A 24693-nucleotide genomic window follows, 5' to 3' on the forward strand; every position below is an offset into this window, starting at 1 on the left:
CGCGGCCCGCCCCGCGCCCCGGGCGGGATGGAACGCTTCGTCCCACCCCGGTGCCTCGCCGGGTGCTCGACCACGTGCAGGCGTTGAATGAGAGGCATGACAGCCTCGGACACCCCTCTCGTCCCCGCGACTGCCGACCCGACGCCCTGGGCGCTCCCGCCGCAGGCCGTGCTCGTCGAGGTCGGGTCGAGCGACGCCGGCCTCACGGCCGAGCAGGCGCGGACCCGGCTCGCCGAGGTCGGCCCCAACCGGCTGGCGCCGCCCGCCCGCACCCCGTGGTGGCGTCGCGTGCTCTCCCAGTTCGACGACGTCCTCATCTACATCCTGCTCGTGTCCGCGGTCCTCAAGGCGATCGTGGGCGACTGGATCGACTTCACCGTGATCCTCGCGGTCGCGGTCATCAACGCGGCGATCGGGCTGATCCAGGAGGGGCGTGCCGAGAAGGCCCTCGACGGTATCCGGGGCATGCTCTCGGTCCACGCCCAGGTCCGCCGCGACGGCGCGTGGGCCCAGGTCGACGCCGACGACCTCGTGCCCGGCGACGTCGTACGGGTGCGCTCGGGAGACCGTGTCCCCGCCGACCTGCGCCTCCTCACGGGCGTCAACCTGCGGGTCGACGAGTCGGCCCTCACGGGTGAGTCGGTGCCCGCGTCCAAGTCGGTCGACGCGGTGCCCGCCGAGGCCGGCGTGGGCGACCGGTCGAGCATGCTGTTCTCCGGCACGCTCGTCTCGGCGGGCACGGGGACGGGCGTCGTGGTCGAGACGGGCGAGACGACCGAGATCGGCCGCATCCAGACCTTGATCTCCGAGGTGGACTCGCTCGAGACCCCCTTGTCGCGCACGCTGGACGCGTTCGGGAAGAGGCTCGCGGTCCTCATCCTCGTCATGGCCGTGGTCATGGTCGTGATCGGTCGCGTGTTCCACGGGTTCGAGACCCCCGAGCTCGTGTCCGCCGCGATCGGCTTCGCGGTCGCGGCAGTCCCCGAGGGCCTGCCGGCGCTCGTGACGATCACGCTCGCCCTGGGCGTGCAGCAGATGGCCCGACGTCGGGCGATCACGCGTCGCCTGCCCGCCGTCGAGACGCTCGGCTCGGTGACCACGATCTGCTCGGACAAGACCGGGACGCTGACCAAGAACGAGATGACGGCCCGCACCGTGCGGACCGCCGGGCACGAGTACGCGGTGTCCGGGATCGGCTACGCCCCGGACGGCGCGGTCAGCCTCGACGGCTCCCCCGCCGCGCTCCCCGAGCACCCCGACCTGCGGCGCCTGACCGAGGTCATGATGCTGTGCAACGACGCGCGCATCGTCCACGAGCCCGGAGGGGAGGGCGACGGCTGGCGCCTCGTGGGTGAACCGACCGAGGGCGCGCTGCGGACCCTGGGTCTCAAGGCCGGTCTCGACCCGTCCGGGTGGCGGCGCGTCGCGCTCGTGCCGTTCGAGTCCGAGAACAAGTACATGGCGACGCTCACCGAGGACCCCGAGGGCGGCCTCCACGTGCTCGTCAAGGGTGCCCCCGACCGGGTGCTCGACCGCTGCTCGACCCAGACCGGGCCCGACGGGCGGCCCGAGCCGCTCGACCGCGGCTTCTGGTCGGCCCAGATCGACGAGATCGGCGCGCAGGGTCTGCGCGTCCTGGCCGCGGCCCGGGCGTCGGCAGCACCGGGGAGCACGACCCTGGCCCCGGAGGACGTCGACGCGGGCCTCGAGCTGGTCGGCCTGGTCGGGATCGTCGACCCGCCACGCCCCGAAGCGGTCGAGGCCATCGCGCAGTGCCAGGACGCCGGGATCACGGTCAAGATGATCACGGGCGACCACTCGGGCACGGCGCTCGCGATCGCACGGGAGATGGGGATCGTCCGCGACGGGGACGCACCCGCGGCCACCAAGGTCCTCACGGGGGCCGAGCTCGAGGCCATGAGCACCGAGGAGCTGCGTGCGGTCGTCGAGGACGTCGACGTCTACGCGCGCACCAGCCCCGAGCACAAGATCAGGATCGTCTCGGCGCTCCAGTCCCACGGGCAGGTGGTGGCGATGACGGGCGACGGCGTGAACGACGCCCCGGCACTGACGCAGGCCGACGTGGGCGTCGCGATGGGCATCAAGGGGACCGAGGCCACCAAGGAGGCCGCCGAGGTCGTCCTCGCCGACGACAACTTCGCCACGATCGAGCGTGCGGTCGAGGAAGGCCGACGGATCTACGACAACCTGCGCAAGTCGGTGCTGTTCCTGCTGCCGACCAACGGTGCCCAGTCGCTCGTGATCCTGGTCGCGGTGCTGCTCGGGTGGGCGCTGCCCCTCCAGCCGGTGCAGGTGCTGTGGATCAACATGGTCACGGCCGTGACGCTGTCGCTCGCGCTGGCCAACGAGCGTGCCGAGCCCGACATCATGTCCCGCGCTCCGCGGGACGCCAAGGCCTCGATCCTCACGCCGGCGTACCTGCGCCGCATCCTGCTGGTCTCGGTCCTCATCGGCGGCGCGACCATGGCGGTGTACTTCATCGAGCGCGACCAGGGCATGGGCGTGGCCGAGGCCCAGACGACGGCCGTGACGATGCTCGCCCTCGGTCAGCTCGCCTACCTGTTCAACTGCCGGTTCCTGGACCGCTCGTCGATCACGCTCGCGGTGCTGAGGGGCAACCGGGCGATCTGGTACTCGGCCGCCTCGCTGATCGCCCTCCAGGCCGTGTTCGTCTACGCGCCCTTCATGCACTCGTGGTTCGGCTCCGCGCCGATCGGGCTGCGCGAGTGGGGCATCACGCTCGGTCTCGCGATCGTGGTGTTCCTGCTCGTCGAGGCCGCCAAGGCGCTCGGTCGGGCCCGACAGCGCTGAGGCCTGGCACGCCGTCGGGCACGCTGCTCAGGGAGCGACGTGCCCGACGGGCGCGAGCGAGCAGGGGTCAGTCGATGCCGCTGCCCGCGGGACGGAAGACGATCGAGGACGCGCGGTCGTTCATCGAACCGAGCGTGGCGCAGAAGGGGACGCAGTTCGTCGAGGCGCCCTTGACGTAGTTCTCGAGGTCGTAGAGGGTCGCCCAGCACTCGGCGTACGCGTTCAACGAGCTGATGTTGTTGTTCATCAGGTAGGGCGACAGCCTGGGGAACCCGTACGTGTTGCCCGTCATGCAGCCGTAGCCGCCGCTGCTCCAGAAGACCTTGTTGCCCCCGGTGTGGTTGGCGCCCTTGTACGCGACGCCGATCATCATCGTCGTCCCTGGTGCGGCGGCCTTCGCGCCCGGGCCGGCGGCGCGGGACTGCGACTGCGCCGCCTGGTCCTGCGCGAAGGCGCGCAGGGCGGCAGGTTCCCCGGCCTCGACGGCGGGATCGGTGACGGGCACGCCCGTGGCGGACTCGATGGCCTCGCCGAACGTGTCGAAGCACTCGACCGTCGGCGCGGGCGTGAAGGCGACGTCCTGGCCCGCGGGGGTGGGCTGGGCGATGACCGAGCAGACCTCCTCCTCGGCCGTGAACGACTTCGAGGTGAGGTCGGGGCCTTCGGGGCCGTCGGCGAGCGCGGGCGTCGCGCTCAGCGCCCCGACGACGAGGATCGCCGCGGAGACGGCTGCGATACGGGTCGGACGACGTGACATGTGGTGCTCCTTCACAGCGTGGGCCGGGTCGACCGCTGCCCGCGGACGACGTCGACACGTGGGTGAGGACGGTCTGCGAAACCCCGGTGTTCCGCGCCCCCGCACCGATCGTAGGGGGCGGAGCACGCCCTGTCCTGGTTTGTCCTGGCTGCCTCGGTCCGGGGCTGCTGCCCGGTCGGTCCTGGTTCGGTGACGTTCGCGCAGCGCGCGGGCGTCGGACTTCACCTATAGCGTGCAGGCACGGTCGTCTGCACACAGCCGTCGGCGACCACAACGGGGGAACCACCACGCACCTTCAACGCCACCGGTCCGTACCGGGGAAATGAGTGTCGATGAAGCACCGTTCGTTGTTAGCTGCTGTCTCAGGACTGGCGGTGGTCGCAGCCTCGGCGCTGCCCGCCGCGTCCGCCGATCCCGCCGGTCCGTCCGGCCCAGACCTCACGTCGCAGTCCGCGAGCTCGCTCTCCCCCACCGAGAGCGAGGCGGGCAAGGTCGCCCCCTCGCTCGCCGAGTCCACGGGGACCGTGACTGCGTTCGTCCAGCTCGACACCCCGTCCGGTGCGGACCTCGCCGACCAGGGCGCGAGCCCGGCGCAGGTCGAGGACAACCAGGCCGTCGTCGAGCGCCTCGCGGACACCGTCGTCCCCGCGCAGACGAACGCCCGCAGTGCTCGCGCCGCGGGCGCTCCCCAGCAGGTGTCGGTCACGAGCAGGCTCGTCCCCGGCGTCGTCGTGACGGGCGACGCCGAGCAGGTGCGCGCCCTGGCTGCCGACGACAAGGTCGTCACGGTCTACCGCATCATCCCGAAGACGCCGTCGAACAAGGGCACCGACGCGTTCACGCGCGCCCTCGAGGCGTGGCAGAGCACCGGCTACACGGGGCAGGGCGTCCGGATCGGGATCATCGACACGGGCATCGACTACACGCACGCCGGGTTCGGCGGTCCGGGCACGCAGGCCGCGTACGACGAGGCCTACGGCGCCAAGGGCCAGGGACCCGTCCCCGCGGGGACGTTCGACGACGCGAAGTACCTCGGGGGGTACGACTTCGCCGGCTACGACTACGACGCGTCGGGCACCGTGCCGGGCACGTCGCTGATCCCGACGCCGGACGAGAACCCGATCGACTCGCTCGACTCGATCGGCTCGGGTCACGGCTCGCACGTCGCGGGCACGACGGGCGGCTACGGCGTCCTGGCCGACGGGACGACGTTCGACGGCGACTACACGACCCTCACCGACATCTCCGACTGGACCGTCGGGCCGGGCTCGGCCCCCGAGTCGGGGCTGTACGCGCTCAAGGTCTTCGGTGACCTGGGCGGCTCGACGAACGTCGTGGTCGACGCGCTCGAGTTCGCGGCCGACCCCGACGGCGACGGCGACCTGTCCGACCGGCTCGACATCGTCAACCTGTCGCTCGGCTCGGACAACAGCCCCGCCGACGACCCGGAGAACCTGTTCATCGACCAGCTCTCGCGCCTGGGCACGCTCGCGGTGGTGGCGTCGGGCAACGCGGGCGACGTGACCGACGTCGGCGGGTCGCCCGGCAACGCGCGCACCTCGCTCACGGTCGCGAACTCGGTGGGCAACACCCAGACGTTCGACGGCGTCGAGGTCACGGCCCCGGCGGGCGTCGCCGGCTCCTACCCGGCGCAGAACTCGCAGAGCTACACGGGTTCGGCCGACGTGACCGCGGAGGTCGCGTTCCTGGGCGCCACGGTCAGCGGGTGCACGCCCCTGACCCCGGCGCAGGCCGCCGCCACGGCGGGCAAGATCGCGTTCCTCTACTGGGACGACGACGACGCGACGCGGGCGTGCGGGAGCGCGACGCGTTTCAACAACGCGCAGGCCGCGGGTGCGGTCGGCGTCCTGCTGTCGTCCGAGCTCGAGGTCTTCGCCGCCGGGATCGCGGGCAACGCGGGCATCCCGGGCGCGCAGCTCACGGGCCCGAGCCACGACGCGCTGCGTCCGGCGATCGAGGCGGGCGGCGTCGTCCTGACGCTGGGCCCGTCGCTCGCGAACTCGTCGTTCGTCGAGATCCCTGCGATCGGGGACACGCTCAACGCGGGGTCGTCGCGCGGGGTGCACGGTTCGCTGGGCGTCGTGAAGCCCGACGTCGCCGCACCGGGCACGGGGATCTCGTCGGTGGCCTCGGGTCGTCTCACGCAGCCCGGCATCAAGTCGGGTACGTCCATGGCGACCCCGCACGTCGCGGGCATCGCGGCGCTCGTCAAGGAGGCCCACCCGGGCTGGAGCGCGCAGCAGGTCAAGACGGCCGTCATGAACACGGCCTCGCACGACGTGTGGACGGGCCAGAACGGCACAGGGACCGCCTACGGCCCTGAGCGCGTGGGGTCCGGGCGCGTGGACGCGGTCGACGCGGTGAAGAACTCGACCCTCGCCTTCTCGGCGCAGGACAAGGAGCTCGTCTCGGTGTCGTACGGGCTCGTGCCCGTGGCGGACAAGACCGTCAAGGAGCGCCGCACGGTCGACGTGCAGAACACGGGTTCGCAGACCGTGAAGTACGCGGCGGCCTTCACGAGGTCGAGCAGCGCGGGGGGCGCGACCGTCACGGTCTCGCCCGCGAACCTCACGATCCCCGCGGGGCAGACCCGGACGGTCACGCTGACCCTGACGGCCGACCCGGCGACGCTCGCCAAGCAGATCGACCCGACGTCGGCCACGACCACCTCGGGCGTGCCGCGCGACTTCGTCGGCATGCTCACCGGTCGCCTGGTCCTGACGCCGGAGTCGGGCAGCGAGCTGCGCGTCCCGGTCCAGGCAGCACCGAGGCTCGTGAGCGACCTGACGGGCAAGGACGTCACGTTCCTGAACCAGGACACGTCGGCCGAGCTCGACCTCGACGGACGCGGCGTGGCCTCGGGCGGCTGGACGTCGCTCGTGGCGCCGTTCGAGCTCAAGGCGACGAGCCCGCGGCTCGAGGCGGACGCCGCCGAGGGCTCGTCGGCATCGGCGGTCGCGTCGGGTGACATCCGCGCGGTCGGCTTCACGTCGAGCGCGCCGCAGTACGCGGCCGCGGGCGAGGACCCGGGCGCCGGGCGCATCGGCATCGGCGTGGCCATGGACGGCGACTGGGCATCGCTCGGTGCGGTCATGTTCCCGTCGGTCGAGACCGACGTGGACGGCGACGGCTCGGCCGAGTTCGAGACCGTGGTCCGCAAGTACAACGAGTCGGACCTGACCCTGGCGACCACGTACACGCTCAAGGACTGGACCGGTCCCGACGGCGAGGAGTACGGAGCGGGCGAGGGCGTGCTGCTCGAGCCGGTCAACTCGGTCTGGGCGAACGTCGACACGTCGGTCTTCGACAGCAACGTGCTGGTGGTGCCGATCGCGATCGGCGAGCTCGGCATCGAGCCGGGCACCGTGCCGTCCTTCACGGTCGCGACGTACTCGTACTACGGGACGCAGCCCGACCAGTCGATCGACCGGGTCGGGCCGTTCACGGGCGACCCGTACGACCCCGCGTACTGGTTCAGCGGCGGTGGTCAGCTGCTGTTCGTGGGCGCCGACGACGCCCCGGTCACGGTCAACCGGTCCGCTGCCGCGGCCGAGGCCGGGACGGGCGAGCTGCTCCTGCTGCACCTGCACAACGCGAGCGCCGGGAAGCGCTGGCAGACGGTCGGGGTCCGGAACCTCGACGCGTCGGTCGAGCTCACGGTCACGGCGCAGTCGCGCTGCGTCGCGGGCAAGGCGCAGGTCGCGGTCCGCGCGGTCAACGACGGCGACCTCAGGGCCGACGTCGTGGTCGAGACACCGTTCGGGACCAAGACGTTCAAGGGCGTCGCGCCGGGCAGGTCGGCCTCGCAGTCGTTCAGCTCGCGGGCGACCGGGATCGACGCCGGTACGGCGACGGTCACGGGCACCGCGATCGTCGAAGGCGTCACGGTCACGACGCCGTACGAAGCCGGGTACGGGGCGATCAGCTGCGGCTGACACCTCGACCAGCCGGGCCTCGTCAGGACGGGAGCGTGCATGGGGCCGCTCCCGTCCTGACCGGGGACGCCACGAGCACCCGGTGAACGGGACGACGAAGGGCGCGACCCGCGGGTCGCGCCCTTCTGGTCTCCCCGGACGTCCCGAGGACACTCTGGGGAACCGTGTCAGGACGAGCGTGGATCCCAGCCAAGCCGAGCAGCCATTAACCCCGGCAGCAACGATCGCTAGAGATTTCACCCTCGAGGCTACCCGCATCCGCTCTCACGCGAGCGATAAGCCGCTACAATCGCGAGCAAGCCAGAGAGGCTGGCGGAAAAACGAGGATCGAGTAGAGCATGCCAATCGGCAACGAGGCCGACCTGATCGCGCGCCTACGTTCAATCTACCGCAACGGCGACGAGACGCGGTCATTGTCAATCCTCTGCGGATCAGGGATCACATCCTCGGTCATTGCGAGCCCGGCGCATATCGTTGAAATGACGCGCAAAGGGCTCCACAGTGAGGATCGCCAAGATCTCGATTCTGCACTCGCAGACATCGTCGACGATGCGGAAAAGTATCGAGCCACCTTCGATTTTCTTGCCCTCCGTCGCGAACCCGGATACCGCGATCGAGTCATTCAACTGGCCACCCTCGGCGCCTACAAGGGTCTGGACAGTCAGCAGACCCCCACTCTCACCGCTGAGGCACTCACTACATACGAAAACGACGAAGAGTCTTGGAAACTGCCCATTGGTGTCGAATCTCTGGGACGAATCTGGGCCGGAACAGCGAACATCAAGCGGGGCCCCATCCTCACTTCGAACTTTGATCCTCTATGCGAGATTGCGATTCGACGCGCCGGAGGAACGCCAGTAACGAACGTGCTGGATACAGACGGGGCGTTCCTACGTGACGTGAGGGTTTCGTCCGAACCTCATATCGTCCATTTCCACGGATACTGGCGCGGTCAAGCAACTCTAAGCATGGCAAATCAACTGAGCCAAAGCAGACCCGCACTTGGCGCGTCATTGCGCACAGTCCTCCGGAGAAACACTCTCTTAGTTATAGGTTACGGAGGCTGGAGCGACGCACTCACGGCGAAGATGGTAGAGATTATCGGCGAGCAAGATTCTACCGTCCTGGACATCCTATGGTGCCACTTTGGCGATGTGGCAGACCTGAACAATCAGATTGCCGCAAATCCGGTGCTACAGTCTCTTTCTAACGCCCCTGGCAACGTCCAGTTCTATGCGAAAATTGATTCTGACACACTCTTTCCCAAACTGGAAAGGGCCCTCTCCGAGCACCTCGCCTATCCGGACGATAGCCGCACAAAGAACCCGGGTGGCGGCCTAATCGGGTGGCAAATAGTAGATGGCAAACCAATTTCCAGAGATCATGCGATCGAAAAGTCAGCGGCGCTGAGCTTCTTTGATGGGCGCCTTCCTAACTGGGGCGACGCTGCGAGCCCTCTAATCCCCCTGCGGGACGTCTCCGCCTCGTGCATAAATCAGATCAAGCGCGCAATCTCCAATAGGACACCTTCCATGTCTCTACTCCTTGGCCCTAGTGGAGAAGGCAAATCTACGGCGTTAATGCAGATCGCTGCCGCATTGGCGCGCGAGAGGAAAGCCGGCGCCATGGTCATGTACCACCCAGACGGCGGGTTGGCCGCAGCCGACGAAGTACTAGCACTACCACCCGGGCGAGAGTACATTCTCGTCCTTGACGAGGCCTCAAAATGCGTTGACAGGCTTCGAGATCTTGTGCGTCGAGCAAACGAGGTTGGTCGAAAGAACATCCACCTAGTACTTGCAGCTCGCTCAACCGACTGGCGCAATTCTGGCGGAGCCGGCTTCTCATGGCGGCAGCATATCGGCTTTTTTGACCACTCGATCAGTGGCATGACACGGAACGATGCAGTATCGGTAGTGGATGCCTGGAGTAGAATCGGCGAATCGGCCCTCGGTGAGTTACGTCAGATTCCGACCAGAGAGGACCGAATTCAACAATTGCTTCGAGCGGCAAGAGATGGCCAAGCCGCCGGGGAAGGGGCGTTTCTTGGAGCACTCCTGACCACCAGGTATGGGAACGGGTTCCGCGATCACGTGGTTGAACTAATGCGACGCCTTGCCAACTGGGAGGTGCTCTCGGAGGAGCGCACTTCCACTCTCTTGGACGCCTTCGCAGCGATCGCCCTTCCACATTCGCTAAATATCCGCACATTGTCACCTAGCGTCCTAGCTGGCGCGCTTGGCGTTTCTGTAGACGAACTTTACCACGAAGTCCTTGTCAAGCTTGGAGATGAGGCGGCCGTCACATACTCGCGGGAGGCAGTGCTAGTCAGACACAGCATGATCGCGAGAACGGCTATCGATGCCGCAACGGACGGTGGCATCATCTTGGCAGACACGGTGGCGCGGCTAGTGCGATCATCGGTGGAACAGATCGAGTTCACGGGCCCGAGAGCGGATCTACTTGAGATTGCATATCTGTCGCGAAAGATTGATGATCCAAAACTCGCCGTCGTAGCCGCCGAGGTCGCCGCGAGCACAGCTCCGATGCGCTTGTCGTACAAAAGTAGCCTTAGCAAGGCGCTGCGGCGAGCAAATCGTTACCCCGATGCGTGCGAAGTGGGCGAGACAGCCCTTGCGCAACTCAGCGCGGCTCCTGATCTTTCGACCGCCGGTCGCCCATTCTTTACAGAGTGGGGCATCGCCGAGGGGCACGCTTCGAGGTGGGCCCGAAATGCTTCTCTCGCTGGCGTTGCTCTTGCAGATAACTTCAACCTGGGAGCGCTTCGCGGCGACCAAGCGATGGTCGCACTCTACTGTCTTTCGTTTGCGTTCCGGCGGCTTTCCGAGGATAGGAATTCGGCAGTTTTCGCCAACGCGGCTCTCGCAGTCTTCGAAATAACGGCCAGCGAGCGTCTCGACAAGAATGCTGATTGGACGGACGATCTGAACCTTTGGCTACGGGGAAATGGCGTGCGGTCGAAGCTGGCGGGCGCGGCCGCAATGGAGGCCATCACTGAAGCACTCTCGGTTGCCGATTCACTACTTGAGGCCCCGTTCTTGCATATGCTTCCGGGAAACTCACGGAGATTCTCTGAACTGAATACACTAGCATCCTGGTAGCCTTCCGTTCATGCGGGCCGGCGGCTCCTCAGACCTTCACGCCGAGGTTCTGCATCTCGAGCACCAGGCCCTTGATCGCTGCGGCGGGCACCTGTCCCCCGCGCTCGACGAGCGCCGCGACCGACGCGGGGATCTCGGCCTCCGAGCACAGGATCAGGGGCGTGTCGGCCGCGGAGTCGGGCAGCCGTCCGTGCGTGCCGCGCACGTAGGACGCGTCGAGCGGGACGGTGCTCATGGCGTAGCGCAGCCCGAGCTTCTTCTTGACGAGGTTCATCCCGGCCTTGGCCTTGGCGAGCGGGTCGGCCGGGTCGAAGAACAGCTCGGCGGGGTCGTAGCCGGGCTTGCGGTGGATGTCGACGCCGCGCGCGTACTCGGGGGCGCGGGCGTCGTCGAGCCAGTAGTAGTAGGTGAACCACGCGCCGGGCTCGGCGACCACGACGAGGTCGCCCGAGCGCTTGTGGTCGAGCCCGTAGCGGGCCTGCGCCTCACGGTCGAGGACCTCGTCGACGCCGGGCACGCTGCGCAGCAGGTCCTGCACGCGGGCGAGCCGCGACGGGTCGTCGACGTACACGTGCGCGACCTGGTGGTCTGCGACCGCGAACGCCTTGGACGTCCAGGGGTCGAGCTGTTCCTTGCCGTCCTGCACGTAGACCTCGAGCAGCCCCTCGCGGCGCAGGATCCGGTTGAGGTGCACGGGCTTGTCCGCCTCGGCGATGCCGTACTCGGAGACCACGACGACCGCGACCCCGTTGTTGGCCGCGTCGTCGAGCAGCGGGGCGAGGACGGCGTCGAGCTCGGCGGCCGCGGCGTCGGCCTCGGGAGAGTCGGGCCCGAACCGCTGGAGGTCGTAGTCGAGGTGCGGCACGTAGGCCATGGTGAGCTCGGGCGAGTGGGTGCGCAGGACGTGCCGGGTCGCGTCGACGATCCAGGCCGAGGACGCGATCGCGGCGGTCGGGCCCCAGTAGGTGAACAGGGGGAACTCGCCGAACCGCCCGGTGAGCTCGTCGTGCAGCGCGGGCGGGCGGATGTACGCGTCGGGCGACTTGCGCCCGTCGGCGTGGTAGATCGGGCGGGGTGTGACGGTCACGTCGGTCGTGGCGCCCATGGCGTACCACCAGCAGACGTTCGCGGTGCGGTGGTCGGGGTTCGCGCGCCGTGCGGCCTCCCAGACCTTCTCGCCCGAGACGAGCTTGTTGTGCTGACGCCAGAGGAACACCTCGCCGAGCTCGCGGAAGTACCAGCCGTTGCCCACGGCGCCGTGCTGGGCGGGGGCGAGGCCCGTGGTCATGGTCGCCTGGACGGTGCACGTGACGGCGGGCAGGACAGTCGCGAGCTGGGTCTGCCAGCCGCCCGCGGCGAGCTGCCGCAGGCGCGGCATGTGGGCGAGGGCCTTCTCGGTGAGCCCGACGACGTCGAGCAGCAGCACGGGCTTCATGCGGGGACTCCTGAGGTCTGGAGGGTGGTGGTGGAGGACGCGGGGGCCGGCCCGAGCAGGTGCGCAGCGGCCCATCGCAGCTCGGCGGCGATCCCGGCGACGAGCGGCTCGACGCCGCCCCCGCCGAGGGTGACGGACTCCCCCGCCGACGGTGACGCCCCCACCCCCCGACGGTGACCAGGATCGTCGCCGACGGTGACCGCCTCGCCCGCCGAGGGTGACGCATCGTCCGTCGACGGCGACGGGACCGGGGCGGGGAACGCGGGCGAGCCCGGTGGCAGCACGGCCCACGTGTACGTCTCGACGTCGAGGTGGGCCTCGTCGCCGTGCGGTGCCGCGCGCACGGCCGCGACGGCGTCGCGCAGCACGTCGGTCGTCGCGGCCAGCGGCGGGGCCGGCTCGTGGTGCAGCGGCACGTGGAAGTGCACGCGCCACGGCCCCTCCCCCGGCAGGCCGGGCGCCTCGCCGTCGCCCAGGGCGTCGGGCAGGTCGTCGGCGGGCAGCACGTCGCCGCCCGGGGCGAGCTCGCGCACCTGGTGGATGTAGCGCTTCTCGACGAACTGCCCGACGGCGTCGCGCGCCCCCGGCGCGGACGGCTCGGCGAGGTGCAGCGCAGCCGAGGCCTGGACCTTGACCACGCGCAGCCCCGCCCCCGTGATCCGCGAGACGGCTGCGGCCGGGTCGGCGAACGAGACCGCGAGGTGGCACGTGTCGAGGCAGACGCCCACGAACGCGGGGTCGATGCCGCCGCCCGCCTGCTCACGGGTCGAGTGGTCGCCCGCCCCGTCGCCCCGCCCGTCGGCCGGCGTGAGCCGCGCCTCGAGCCAGGCCACGACGTCCTCGACGGTGTCGAGGACGCACCCGGGCTCGGGCTCGACCGCGACGCGCACGACCTTGCCCGTGCGGGCGGCGAGGTCGCGCAGGCCTGCGGAGAGGTCCTCGAACGCGCGCGTCGCCGCGGCGTCCTGCGCGGGCGACCACGCGACCCCGTCCGGCTCGCGCCATGCGAGCGGGAGCGTCGAGATCGACCCGTCCACGCCGTCGGGCAGGAGGGCCGCGAGGACCTCGGCGCACTCGAGCGTGTAGGCGAGCCGCTCGGCGTCGGCCCAGGTGGGCGAGTAGACGGCGAGCTTGACGACGTCGTCGTGGAACCCGCCGTAGGGGAACGCGTTGAGCGTGTGCACCTGGAGGCCGTGCTCGTCGAGCGCGGCCCGCAGCCGGGCCATGTCCTCGGCCGCCCGCGGGGACGCCGAGAGCCGGTGCGCGAGCGACGCCGGCAGCCACAGCCCGACCCCGAGCACGTCGAGCCCCGCGGCCTCGCGCACGGGCCCGGCGTACCGGGCGAGCTGGTCGACCACGCCGTCGAGGTCCTCGGCGGGGTGGACGTTGGTGCAGTACGAGAGCTGCATCAGACCCGTGCCCCGCGCAGCACCGAGCTGCCCTCGTAGCTCGCGGACGGTGCGGGCGCCTCGCCCTCGACGAACCCGGGCACGGGGTCGAGCAGCAGGTTCCCCGACTGCCCGTAGAACTCGACGGGGTTGCGCCACAGGACCTTGTCGACCTCGTCGTCGCTGAACCCGGCCGCGAGCATGGCGCGCCCGGTCTTGAGCGTCTTGAGCGGGTCGGAGCGCCCCCAGTCCGCGGCGGAGTTGACGAGCACGCGCTCGGTGCCGTGCTCGAGCATGATCGCGACCATGCGGTGCTCGTCCATCTTGGTGTCGGGGTAGACCGAGAAGCCCATCCACGCCCCGGCGTCCTTGACGAGCGCGACGTTGGTCTCGTTGAGGTGGTCGACCACGACCATCCCGGGAGCGATCCCCGACTCGCGGACCACGTCGAGCGTGCGGCGCGTCCCGACGAGCTTGTCGCGGTGCGGGGTGTGGACCATGACGGGCAGCTCGGCGTCGATCGCCATCGCGAGCTGGCGCGTGAACGCGTCGTCCTCGGCGGGCGTCATGGAGTCGTAGCCGACCTCGCCGACCGCGACCACGCCGTCCTTGGCGAGGTAGCGCGGGATCTCGTCGAGCACCTCGGTGCAGCGCGGGTCGTTCGCCTCCTTGGGGTTGAGGGCGATGGTCGCGTGGTGGCGGATCCCGAACTGCGTGGCCCGGAACCGCTCCCACCCCAGCAGCGCGTCGAAGTAGTCGAGGAACGACCCGACCGTCGTGCGGGGCTGCCCGAGCCAGAACGCGGGCTCCACGAGCGCGCGCACGCCCGCGGCGTACATGGCCTCGTAGTCGTCGGTCGTGCGGGAGGTCATGTGGATGTGGGGGTCGAAGATGCGCATCAGGCGTCCTTGCTGTGGTTCGCGAGAGGGGTCGGGGGTGCGGGGGTGAGGTCGGGCGCGATGCGCGCGACGTCGTCGGGCACGACGCGGCCCGCCGCTCGGCGCTCGGCCGCGAAGTCGCGGGCCATGCGCGCGAGCTCGTCGTCGGCGCGCTCGTCGAGCCCGGCGACCGCGTCGAGGCTCACCCCCATGAACACGAGCTTGAGGACCGCGTGGCGCCACGCGTGGTCGTCGAGGTGCGCGGCCGCGAACGGCCCGACGGCCGCCGCCACGAGGCTCTGGTCGTTGGCGCGCAGGGCGTCGGCCGCGAGCGCCGTCCCGGCCGACGCGAGCGCCGGGGGCACGGTCCCGGCGAGGGTCAGCGCGTCGAGCCCGCGCAGCACGCCCCGCCGCTCGGGCGTGTCCCCGCGCTGGTAGGTCTCGGTGAGGCGAGCCGCGAGGGACTCGCCGTCTGCGGGCAGGGATCCCGCGAGCGCCACGACGAGGCGGGCGCGGGCGGCGTCGTCGAGCGTCCCGTGCAGGACCCCGGCGGGGTCCAGGTCGGGGTCGAGGGACGTGCGTCCCACGGACCGCCCGGCCCGTGCCAGGTGCCCGACGGCGGAGCCCGGGTCCGTGGCGACGTCGCCGCACGCCGTGGCCAGCCAGGCGGCCTGCTCGTCGGTGAGCAGGCCCGCGAGGGCGCCGGGATCGCCTGCGGTGGTGGGGCGGCCCGGTGCGTCGGTCAGGTCGGGGGTGGTCATCGGAGTGCCTCCTGGGGTGTGGATGCGGAACCTGCGGTGCTCTGGTGCCAGGCGGCCCAGGCGCCGGTCATCGCGGCCATGCTGCGGTGCGCGAGCCCGGGGGCGTCGTACGAGTGGCGGGGCAGCTCGACGGCCGCGACCCCCGTGTACCCGATCTCGCCGAGGGTGCCCAGGGCCAGCGCCAGGTCGAGCTCGCCGTCCCCGAAGGGCAGGTGCTCGTGCGCGGTGTGCCGCATGTCGTCGACCTGCACGTTCAGCAGGTGGGGGGCCGCGGCGAGCAGCGCACCGCGCACCCCGTCGGGCTCGACGACGACGCAGTGCCCCAGGTCGACCGTCACGCCGAGCGCGTCGGGAGCGCCGGCGTCCTCGCGCAGCCGCAGCGCGTCGGCGACGGTCTCGACGAGCATCCCGGGCTCGGGCTCGAGCGCGAGCCGGACACCGTGGTCACGTGCGTGGGCCACGACGCGCGGCGCCCGGGCGAGCAGACGCTCCCACCCTTGCTCCACCGTCGTGCCTGCGGGCAGGACGCCCGAGAAGAAGGAGACGCACTCGGCGCGCAGACCCGCCGCGACCTCGACCGCGCGGCACAGGAAGCGGACCCGGAGGTCGGCGAGGTCCGCGTCGGGGTCGAGGAACGTCGGGTGGTGCTTGCGGAACGGGTCGAGCAGGAAGCGCGTGCCCGTCTCCACGACCACGCGCATCCCCAGGTCGTCGAGACGTCGCCGCAGGCGAGCGACCTGCGCGTCGACGTCGTCCGCGAACGGGTCCAGGTGCGGGTGCCCGAGCGTCAGGGCCACCGCGCCGTACCCCTCGTACGCGAGGACGTCGAGCGTCACGTCGAGCGGGTGGTCGGTGAAGCCGTTGGTGCCGTACCCGAGGGTGAACGGCATGCGGGGCTCGGGAGGCATGCGAGACACGGGAGGCGCGGGCCGCGGCGGGACGGACCCGGGAGCCACGGACCCCGACGGCGCCGAGGTCTCGCTCATGACTCGCTCAGGCCCGGGTTCGGGCTCACCCTGCGCCGACCCCGGGCCCGCAGGGCACGGCCGGCGAGCTCGACCCCCGCGAGGACCGCGACCGACCCCAGGCTCCCGCCCCGTGCCGCGAGCGCCGCCTGGAGCGGGACCATCGACCGGATACCGGCCTTGGTCGCGGCGAACGCGTTCCGCGCGTCGGGCGAGCCGACCGCGGCGGCCTGGTGCGGCAGGCACGACGCCACGTAGACCCCCGCCGAGACGAGCGAGGCCAGCGCCGGCACGACGGTGGTTGCTCGGCCGGTCGTCACCGTGCCCGCCGTCGACGTGCCCGCCGACGACGCGGAGGTGAGCGCCGCCGTCGGGCGCCTGCGCAGCGAGCGCAGCGCACCCACCGCGACCGCGCCCGCCACGCTCACCGTGCCCGCGGCCACCGCCGCGGCGACGGGCTGCGTCGTCCCGTGGACCTCGCCGCGCGAGAGGACCGTGACCCCGGCCGTGTGCACCGTGAGGGCAGCTGCGGCCGGGAGCGCCGCACGCACGCGACCCAGACCCGCGCCCATGAGGACGTCCAGACCCCGGCATGCCGCCATGACGACGGGCCCGGACGCGTGGTTCTTCGCGACCAGGTCGTACGTCCACACGCTCGCCGCGAGCGGGACCGCGAGGGCGAACGAGCGCCGCCCGCCCCCGACCCCCGCGAGGGCGAGCCCCGCGACCGTGAGCCCCGACGCGACCCCGAGGGCCTGCGTGGGCGAGACCCGACCCGAGGGCAGCGGGCGCTCCGGGCGCTCGACCGCGTCGAGCTCGCGGTCCGCATAGTCGTTGAGGGCCATCCCGCCCGCGTACAGGCACGCGGACGACAACGGCAGGAGCGCGAGGCGCCACGGCCTCACGTCGGCCCCCGCCGCAGGCCCGGCCGCGCGGCGCGGCCGGCCGAGCCGACCGGCCGCGGACGCCCCGGCGAGGGTGTCCCCCACGACCGACAGGACCGCCGGGGCCCGGACCAGGTCGAGGTAGTCGCGCAGCGTCACGGCTCGCCGACCTCGGTCCGAGCCTGGTCCGCCTGCGCGCTCGTCCGGTGCGCCCACACGCCCAGCTCGCGCGTCTGCTCCGCGAACGAGTGCACGTCCGAACCCCACGGGTCCTTGAAGAAGAAGCCCATCTCCGGCACAGGCCCGGACAGGCCCGCCGCGTCCGCGAGCGCCAGCAGGCGCGCGAGGTCCAGCACGAGCGGGGCGGCGAGCATCGAGTCGTAGGCGCTCCACGTCGTCTGCAGGGTGAGCCGCGACCCCAGGAAGCCCTCGACGTGGATGTGGTCCCACGCGACCTTGATGTCGCCCAGGTCGGGGACGTTGTCGATGTGCAGCGGGGTCACCTTCGTCCCCGTCAGGTCCTGCAGCCCGCGGTTCTTCGAGACGAGCTTGCTCTGGACCGCGTGCGGGTCGGCGAGCGTCGCGCCGTCGCCACCACCGAGGAGGTTCGACCCGGCCCAGGACAGCACGCGCAGCCCACGGGCCGCGAGCGCCGGGGCCAGGACCGAGCGCAGCCAGGTCTGACCGGTCTTGCCGTCCTGCCCGGCGAACGGCACGCCACGCTCGGTCGCGAGGGCGTGCAGCGCCGGCAGGTTCATGCTCGCCGAGGGAGTGAAGCCCGCGTACGGCGCCCCCGCGAGGAGCGCCGCGTACGCGGTGACCGAGCTCGCGGGCAGGACCTCGCGCTCGGGGTCCTCGATCGCGGCGCGCAGCAGATCCAGGTCGTCGAGCTCGGCGGCCGGTTCCGGGAGGGGCTCGGTCGAGGCGAGGTCGATCACGACGACGCGGGCCAGGCCGTGACGGTCGCGGAAGGACCGGATGTCCTCGGCGAGGCGCTCGGCGCTCGCCGCCTGGGAGCCCGTGCGGTGGGCGGGGTCGTAGCCGGGCCTGATCTCGGCGTCGGCCGCGTCGAGCTGGGGGCGCACGGCCTCGAGGAGGCGGTACGGGATCATGCCTGCCTCGACGAGCATCTCGGCGCGCTTGCCGAGCGGGGTGTCGCTGATGTCGTGGCCACCGACGACGAGGTCCGTGAACGCCGGGAGCGCGACCGTGTCGAGCGGCGACTGCGCGGTGACGCAGCCGGTGGGGGCGCTGAGCCCCGAGGAGATCGCTGCCAGGCCGAGCGTGGCGGTCGTCGCGACGGATCCTCGTGCCCCGACGAACCAGATGCCGGTGCGGCCGTGGTCCCAGGTGGGCTGGTGGGGTGAAAGGTGCATCGTCGCTCCTGGTCCCGTCGGTCCCCGCTGACAGGACCGAAGTGCGGAGTCGGGGGCCTCGTCGCCCTCGACGGGCTCCGTCCCGTGGCGGGCACGCTCGCGCGAGCGAGACGTGCCCAGTCCTGCCGGGCTGGTGGCCGTGCAGCGACCCTAACCCCCCTTTTGTCGATGGTCAATCAAAAGCCGGACGGCTGTTGTGCCGACTTTCGGATTCGACGACAAAAGAAAGGTGCCGAGGGCAACGCTCGCGCGTCACCCTCGGCACCCCGGTACGTCACCCTCGGCGGGGGTGGGCGTCACCCTCGGCGGGGGTGGGGCGGCCCGTCAGCCGGCCGACGAGAAGTCCAGCTCGTCGTCGGCCACCGCGATGACCGACCACGTGCTGCCCTCGGCGTCGCTCAGCTCGTACGACGGGACCAGCACCGCTCCGCCGTCGGCCTGGTAGTGCACCGCCCAGCCGAGCCGGGCCGACGTGATGGTCACCTCGTCCACGGGCCAGGAGAAGGCAGCGCCCGCACCGGCGGTCGGCGGGACGACCGGCACCTCGGGCTCGACCGGGGCGACGTCCGTCGTGGCTCCCTCCAGCAGCATCGACGCGTCCCCGCCACGTGCGTAGGCGATCATCGCCGGGCTCCCGAACCGCGGGTCGCCCAGGCGCTCGACGGCGACCGTGGGGCTCACCACGGCGTAGTCACCCATCGGGACGGTCGGGGCGAGCGAACCGTAGAGCGAGGACAGTCCCGCTCCCGAGTACGTCATGCTCCACACGATGCCGGTCCGTTGTCCCTCGACCACCTGGGCCGCGCTCACCGCGAGGATCTTCCCCTCACCGTCGTACGACTCGGTCGTGTACTCGAAGGCGGCCGGGTCGAGGCCGAGCGAGCCGAGCACGTCCTTGCTCGTCGAGATCGCGGCGTCGGGCGCGGGAGCCTGCCCCAGGTCCTGCTGACCGCACCCGGCCTGCGGGTCGGCCTCCATCTCCTCGGTGGTCGCCGTGCCGCTCCCGGGGACCGCGACGACGGCGCACGCCCACGGGTCCTTGCTCGGGTCGTTGAACGAGACGCTCGTCGTCCCGTCCGGCTGGACGCTCACGGTGGGCCCCTGCCCGTCGTTCGGCCCGACGGTCCACGTCCCGTACTCCTGCCGGGGCTCACCCGCGACGCCCAGCGCCGAGGCCACCTTCGCGGCGGTCTCTGCGGAGAAGGTCCCCGCGGCGTCGAACGCCCACGCGGGAGCCGACGTCCCCTCGGTCCCGAGCCCCGCGGACGTGAACACGGTCCGACCCCCGAAGCCGTGCATGCTCGACATCTTCGCGTCACCCGCACCCATGGCCGCCCCCTCGGGCGCGGCCCCCCGGCTGCCCGCCGCGAGGTCCTGGAGGGCGATGGGCGCGTCCGCGGTCGCGACCGACGTCCCGCCGCCCGAGCCCCCCGCACTTCCGAGCGCGTACCCGCCGACGCCGAACGCGAGCACGCCCGCGACGGCCGCGGCCGCCGCCCCGGCGAGCGGGACACGGCGCCGCTTCTTCTCGCGGTGCACAGCCAGCTCGTCGGTCTCGTCCGCTCCGGCGCCCGACGACGTCGCTCCCGTCGAGTCGTCCGGCGCGCCCAGGGCGCTGGCCGCCACCGAGCCGAACGAGTCCCTGAGGTGCGCGCGGACGGTCGCGTCCTTGGCCGCGATCGCCGCGAGGTCGGGCGTCGCGGTCGCCGCCGGGTCGGCGTCGCGGACCCGGTCGTACGCCTCGTCGGGCGTGTCGTCGACGGGGGGTCGGGGGGTCGTGTCGTCGGTGCTCATCGGGAGCCTCCAGCTCGTCGATCCGGGGGCCCGGATCCTCTACCCCGTCTGTGTCGTCACGCCTCGGTCTCTTGCACGGGCCCCGACGGTCGCACCGCCGCACGGACCTGGGCGACGGGCACCTCGCCCGTGTCGCCCGCGCGCGCCTGCGCGGCCCAGGCGTCGCGCAGGCGCGAGCGCGCACGGGACAGGGCCGCGTCGGCGCCGCCGCGGCTCACTCCCAGCACCTGCGCGAGCTGGTCCCCCGTGAGGCCGTCCCAGGCGTTGAGGAGCAGGATGCGCCGGTCCCGCGGAGCGAGCACGCCGAGCACGCGACGCACGTGGTCGTCGGTCAGCGCGAGCGACTGCGGGTCGACGTCGTCGGCCTCCTCGGGCACGTCGGCCACGAGGACCGGGCGCATCTTGCGCCGGTGGTTGGCGAGGACGAAGCCGGCCGTGCGGTAGAGCCAGGGCAGCTCGGCTCCCTCGGGGACGTCCTCCCGCCGTCGCCAGGCCGTCGCGAAGACCTCCGCGGTGAGGTCCTCGGTGTCCGGTCCGGCACCTCCCGCGCCCGTGGGGAGCCTGCGCCGGAAGTAGCGGTAGACGGCAGTCGTGTGCGCGGTGAAGAGCGCCTCGAACCAGGCGTCGTCGCGGGTCGGGGGCGTCACTGAGGCTCCAGGTGGGATGGCCGGCATCGTCAACCTCCCTGTGTCGTGACGTCGTCGTTCCTTGCAGGCTCGCCGCAGGGTGCCACCTGGCCACGCGGCCCGCGCCTGCGCGTCCTGCTCCGATCATGCCTCTACCCTGATGCCATGAGCGCCATCGACGACGCAGGCCCGACGACGCCACCGACCTCCCGCCGTCCGCGCCGCAAGGGGCGCCGGGCAGGCTGGATCGTGCTCACGATCTTCCTGCTCCTGGTCGGGCTGCTCGTGTGCGTGGGCCTCCTGGTGCGCGACGCGCTCGCTGCCCGCTCGTCGTTGACCGACGCGATCGACCGGTTGCCCGCGGTCGAGGAGGCGCTGCGCGCCGGCGACGGCGCGGGCGCTCAGGCCGCGCTGGCCGACGTCCAGCCCCTCACCGCCGACGCCCGCAGCAACACCGACGGCCCCCTGTGGTGGGTAGCCGGTCGCCTGCCGTTCGTCGGTGCCGACGTGAGCGCGTTCTCGACCGCCGCCTGGGCGGTCGACGAGATCACGCAGGACGTCCTGCCGCCCCTGACTGAGGCTGCGGCGCTCGTCTCGGAGGGTGGGATCCGGGTCCAGGGCGGGACGGTCGACCTCGCCCCTCTCACCGCGGCAGCACCGGCCGTCGCCGAGGCCGCCGACACCATGTCGACCGTCGTCGGGCGCGTCGGCGACATCGACGTGACCGCGCTGCAGGACGTGCTCGCCGGTCCCGTCTCCGACCTCCAGGACAAGGTCTGGACGCTTGACGGGCTCGTGACGACCGCCGACCGCGCGACGACGCTCCTGCCCGCGATGCTCGGGGGCGACGGGCCACGGACCTACCTCGTCATGGCGCTCAACAGCGCCGAGCTCCGCTCCCCCGGAGGCATCCCCGGGGCGTTCGCCGTGATCGGCACCGATGCGGGGCGCATCTCGCTCCTTGACCAGGCCTCGACGCAGGACGTGGGCCCGTTCCCGGAGGGCATCAGCCCCTTGGCCCCGGCCGACGAGGAGCTCTTCGGCCCGAACATGGCCGTCTACGTCCAGGACACGGTGTACACGCCGGACTTCCCCACCGCGGCTCCCCTGGCCGCCGCGATGTGGCAGGCCTCGAAGGGGCAGGCCGTCGACGGGGTCCTGACCCTCGACCCCGTCGCGCTCTCCTACCTGCTCGAGGCCACCGGTCCGATCGACGTCGCGGGCGCCACGATCGACGCCGGCAACGCGGTCGACGTCCTGCTGTCGGACGCGTACGAAGAGCTCGAGCCCGGCCCCGAGACGGACGCGTTCTTCGCGGCAGTGGCGGCAACGGTCCTCACCACGGCCCTGTCGGGCGACACCGATCCGCAGAGCCTGCTCGGCGCGGTCCAGCGAGCGACGAGCGAGCACCGCGCCCTCGTGTGGTCGAGCCACGAGGACGAGCAGTCGATGCTCGCCGACACCGTGGTCTCCGGCGACATCTCGTCGTCCGACCGCGCCGCGGACTCCGTCGGCGTCTTCTTCAACGACGCGACCGCGGGGAAGATGAGCTACTACCTCGACTCGAGCGTGCAGCACGTGGCGAGCGAGTGCACGGCGTCGGGCCGTACGGACACGTTCCAGGTCGACCTCACGTCGACCGCCCCCGCCGACGCCGCGACGGACCTGCCCTGGTACGTGACCGGTGGGGGGATCTCCGGGACCCCGCCTGGCAGCATCCGCACCGACCTGTTCCTCTACCCGCCCCGCGGGGGGACCATCCTCGACGTGACGGCCGACGGGACCCTGGCCGGCAGCGAGGTCGTCGAGAACCACGGCCGTGCCGTCGCGACGCTCCCGCGCGAGCTCGCCCCCGGGCAGAGCACGAGCGTGACGTTCACGGTCGCGACCACCGACGGCGGCGACCCGTCGGGCACCCGGTGGATCGACCTCTGGTCGACCCCGACGATCGACCAGCCGGGGCTCGCGACGATCGAGGTCCCCGCCTGCGGATGACCGTCGACAAATCACGGCGAGACAACGATTCCTCAGGATTGTCTTTTCACCCGGACAACCGTCCACTTCCTGACCGATAGTCGCTACCCTCAAAAGTTCAGGGTCCAGTGACGGTACGAAGGCGCGCCGAGGCTTCGACCCTTCCTTTCATCGACCGCCACGACCAAGACTGGTGAAGACGCCATGAGCACTTCAAGAACCACACGCTGGGTGCGGGGGCTCCTCGTCGCAGGGCTCGTGGGTGCGACGGCTCTCGTCGGCCCTGCGGCGAACGCGTCCGTCGAGTCCCCCGAACCGACCCCGACCGGGGGCGACTACGTCGAGACGACGCCGCCCCCCACGATCGAGCTCACGGTGCTCCAGCCCGTGTGCGACGGCGACGTGCCCTACCTCGAGTACGACGTCGACGTGACGGGCACCCCGAACGACACCGTGACCATCACGTGGCTCAACCCCTCGGGCGCGAACGTCGTCCAGGCCGGGCTGCCCCTCTCCGGTCGAGTCCTGTGGCCCGGCGCCACGGTGGACGCCGCCGGCAAGCCCACGGGCTGGCCGGGCTGGGTGTTCGAGAACGGCGAGTGGGTCGAAGGTGGCAGCTTCGGCTGGGTCCGCCCGACCGTGAACGTCCTCTTCCAGGTCAACCCCGAGACAACGGTCTCGGTGGCCTACCCGCCGTCCAGCCCCAACTGCAACACGAACCCTCCGGGCAAGACGACGCCCCCCGGGAAGACGACCGTCGACGGCAAGGTCACGACCGTCTCCAACAAGGCCGGCGCCCAGGAGAGCGGTCTCGCCGCGACGGGTGCCACGGTCGGCAAGTTCGTCGGCATCGGTGCAGCGCTCCTGCTGGTCGGTGGCGGACTCGTGCTGGTCGCGCGTCGCGGCCGCAAGGGCGACGCCTGACGAACCGCACCCCCGTGACAGCAGGAAGGCCCCCGGTGACGATCACCGGGGGCCTTCCTGCTGTGCGGCGTGCTCAGGTGCTGGCGCCGTGCCGGCACCAGGTCACGCGGAAGCCGTCGCCCACGTCGCGGCGTAGAGGCGCTGCTCGAGGCCCTCGAAGGCCCAGCGGTCCGCGATGAGGGTCGGTCCGTTGGGCGAGTCCGGCACGAACCACTGCATCTGCTCGACCGTCATCTGCTCCGCACCCGAGGCGTCGACGCAGCTCAGCTCGAAGCGCGTGAGCGTCGCGGGCTGCCCGTCGATCTCGACGTCCAGCTTGCTCGTCTCCTTGGACGCGCCCACCGTGAGCTTGCCGGTCCCGGGGCAGAAGGCGCCCTCGGGGACGTAGGCCTGGGTCGTGTCGACAGCCGCGACCGGGTCACCGTTCAGGACGTCGAAGCTCGGGCACGCCTCCGACTCGGGGCACCCGCCCGCGCGCACCTGGGTGAGCCCCTCGGACGGCTGCACGACCGACCAGTAGTCGGCCGCGAAGAGAGCCAGCGGGCCGACGTCCACGGTGTTCGTGTGCTGCCCCTCGTGCTCGTCGTGGGTGTCTGCGGCCGCCGGACCGGAGCCGGACGGGTCGGTGCTCGCGGTGCCCTTGTCCGTCGCTCCACCACCGGAGCACGCCGAGGCCAGGAGCCCCACGCCCAGGACGACCCCGACGAAGGGGACCAGGCGCGCACGTGCGGTGCCACGCCGTCGGGCCTGCGGGGACGTCGCCGCTGCTGCGGCCGAAGAAAGGATCACACGGTGCTGGTGCACGGGTACTGCCTCACTCATGTAGGTCGGCCCCGGCGTGACCCACTGGGGAGGGTCGCGCCGGGGCCTCGGACGATTTCACGCTACTGATGGCTGCCGGAAAGGGTGATGAGGGGATCCCACATCCTTGCCGGGGAGGTACGGGATTCCCCGTACCCGACGACGTCCGTGGGACAGGCGGGCCGGCCGAGGCGCCGAGGCGCCCGCCCCACGGAGGTCA

The 24693-nt window shown here is 71.4% G+C and carries 16 protein-coding genes; 5 read left to right on the forward strand and 11 right to left on the reverse strand.

Translation table 11 applies throughout. From position 1 onward, the window contains the following. The first annotated feature begins 96 nt into the window (after positions 1 to 96). Entirely contained in the window at positions 97 to 2832 is a 2736-nt protein-coding gene (locus ACFVQ3_RS12660) for a cation-translocating P-type ATPase (RefSeq protein WP_387639414.1), read from the forward strand. Between the two features lie 67 nt (positions 2833 to 2899). On the opposite strand, the gene ACFVQ3_RS12665 is transcribed toward ACFVQ3_RS12660, so the two are convergent. After that, positions 2900 to 3589, reverse strand: a complete 690-nt coding sequence (locus tag ACFVQ3_RS12665; protein WP_387639417.1) for a hypothetical protein — start codon at positions 3587 to 3589, stop codon at positions 2900 to 2902. Between the two features lie 332 nt (positions 3590 to 3921). Between ACFVQ3_RS12665 and ACFVQ3_RS12670 the strand changes: the two genes are divergently transcribed. Beyond that, complete coding sequence (locus tag ACFVQ3_RS12670) at positions 3922 to 7545, forward strand: S8 family serine peptidase (protein WP_387639419.1); 3624 nt, start codon at positions 3922 to 3924, stop codon at positions 7543 to 7545. A 338-nt stretch (positions 7546 to 7883) separates the two neighbouring features. After that, complete coding sequence (locus tag ACFVQ3_RS12675) at positions 7884 to 10667, forward strand: SIR2 family protein (protein ID WP_387639422.1); 2784 nt, start codon at positions 7884 to 7886, stop codon at positions 10665 to 10667. 28 nt (positions 10668 to 10695) lie between these two features. On the opposite strand, the gene ACFVQ3_RS12680 is transcribed toward ACFVQ3_RS12675, so the two are convergent. From ACFVQ3_RS12680 to ACFVQ3_RS12720, 9 genes are all read right to left on the reverse strand, one after another. After that, positions 10696 to 12102, reverse strand: a complete 1407-nt coding sequence (locus ACFVQ3_RS12680; RefSeq protein WP_387639424.1) for an alkaline phosphatase family protein — start codon at positions 12100 to 12102, stop codon at positions 10696 to 10698. Then, positions 12099 to 13511, reverse strand: a complete 1413-nt coding sequence (gene eboE, locus ACFVQ3_RS12685; protein ID WP_387639427.1) for a metabolite traffic protein EboE — start codon at positions 13509 to 13511, stop codon at positions 12099 to 12101. Before eboE ends, ACFVQ3_RS12680 begins: the two co-directional genes overlap by 4 nt. Beyond that, a complete protein-coding gene (locus ACFVQ3_RS12690; protein WP_387639431.1) occupies positions 13511 to 14389 on the reverse strand; it encodes a TatD family hydrolase in 879 nt (292 codons plus the stop codon). The genes eboE and ACFVQ3_RS12690 overlap by 1 nt, the downstream gene beginning before the upstream one ends. Next, positions 14389 to 15129 (reverse strand): EboA domain-containing protein, encoded by a 741-nt coding sequence (locus tag ACFVQ3_RS12695; protein ID WP_387639434.1) that lies wholly within the window; start codon positions 15127 to 15129, stop codon positions 14389 to 14391. The genes ACFVQ3_RS12690 and ACFVQ3_RS12695 overlap by 1 nt, the downstream gene beginning before the upstream one ends. Then, positions 15126 to 16037 carry a sugar phosphate isomerase/epimerase family protein gene (locus tag ACFVQ3_RS12700; protein ID WP_387639437.1) on the reverse strand — a complete coding sequence of 304 codons (912 nt, stop codon included), beginning with the start codon at positions 16035 to 16037 and terminating at the stop codon, positions 15126 to 15128. Before ACFVQ3_RS12700 ends, ACFVQ3_RS12695 begins: the two co-directional genes overlap by 4 nt. Before the next feature lie 74 nt (positions 16038 to 16111). Next, positions 16112 to 17137 (reverse strand): SCO3242 family prenyltransferase, encoded by a 1026-nt coding sequence (locus ACFVQ3_RS12705; RefSeq protein ID WP_387639439.1) that lies wholly within the window; start codon positions 17135 to 17137, stop codon positions 16112 to 16114. Continuing rightward, positions 17134 to 18354: an inositol-3-phosphate synthase gene (locus ACFVQ3_RS12710; protein ID WP_387639441.1), complete on the reverse strand. Its 1221-nt coding sequence runs from the start codon at positions 18352 to 18354 to the stop codon at positions 17134 to 17136. Before ACFVQ3_RS12710 ends, ACFVQ3_RS12705 begins: the two co-directional genes overlap by 4 nt. A 324-nt stretch (positions 18355 to 18678) precedes the next feature. Continuing rightward, on the reverse strand, positions 18679 to 20148 hold the full coding sequence (locus ACFVQ3_RS12715) for a hypothetical protein (protein WP_387639443.1): 1470 nt from the start codon (positions 20146 to 20148) through the stop codon (positions 18679 to 18681). A 56-nt stretch (positions 20149 to 20204) separates the two neighbouring features. Further along, positions 20205 to 20795, reverse strand: coding sequence for an RNA polymerase sigma factor (locus ACFVQ3_RS12720; RefSeq protein ID WP_387639446.1), 591 nt, complete (start codon positions 20793 to 20795; stop codon positions 20205 to 20207). Between the two features lie 144 nt (positions 20796 to 20939). Here ACFVQ3_RS12720 and ACFVQ3_RS12725 point away from each other — a divergent pair, with 144 nt between their 5' ends. Together ACFVQ3_RS12725 and ACFVQ3_RS12730 are read left to right on the forward strand one after the other, a co-directional pair. Continuing rightward, a complete protein-coding gene (locus ACFVQ3_RS12725; protein WP_387639448.1) occupies positions 20940 to 22769 on the forward strand; it encodes a DUF4012 domain-containing protein in 1830 nt (609 codons plus the stop codon). A gap of 183 nt (positions 22770 to 22952) precedes the next feature. Beyond that, positions 22953 to 23672 (forward strand): peptidase, encoded by a 720-nt coding sequence (locus ACFVQ3_RS12730; RefSeq protein ID WP_387639450.1) that lies wholly within the window; start codon positions 22953 to 22955, stop codon positions 23670 to 23672. Positions 23673 to 23774: 102 nt separating this feature from the next. Here ACFVQ3_RS12730 and ACFVQ3_RS12735 read toward each other — a convergent pair whose 3' ends face one another. Further along, the gene (locus ACFVQ3_RS12735) at positions 23775 to 24476 is read right to left on the reverse strand and encodes a hypothetical protein (protein ID WP_387639452.1); all 702 of its coding nucleotides are present in this window, start codon (positions 24474 to 24476) and stop codon (positions 23775 to 23777) included. Positions 24477 to 24693: the final 217 nt, after the last annotated feature.

The organism is Oerskovia sp. NPDC057915, assembly GCF_042887685.1.
Lineage (GTDB): Bacteria > Actinomycetota > Actinomycetes > Actinomycetales > Cellulomonadaceae > Oerskovia.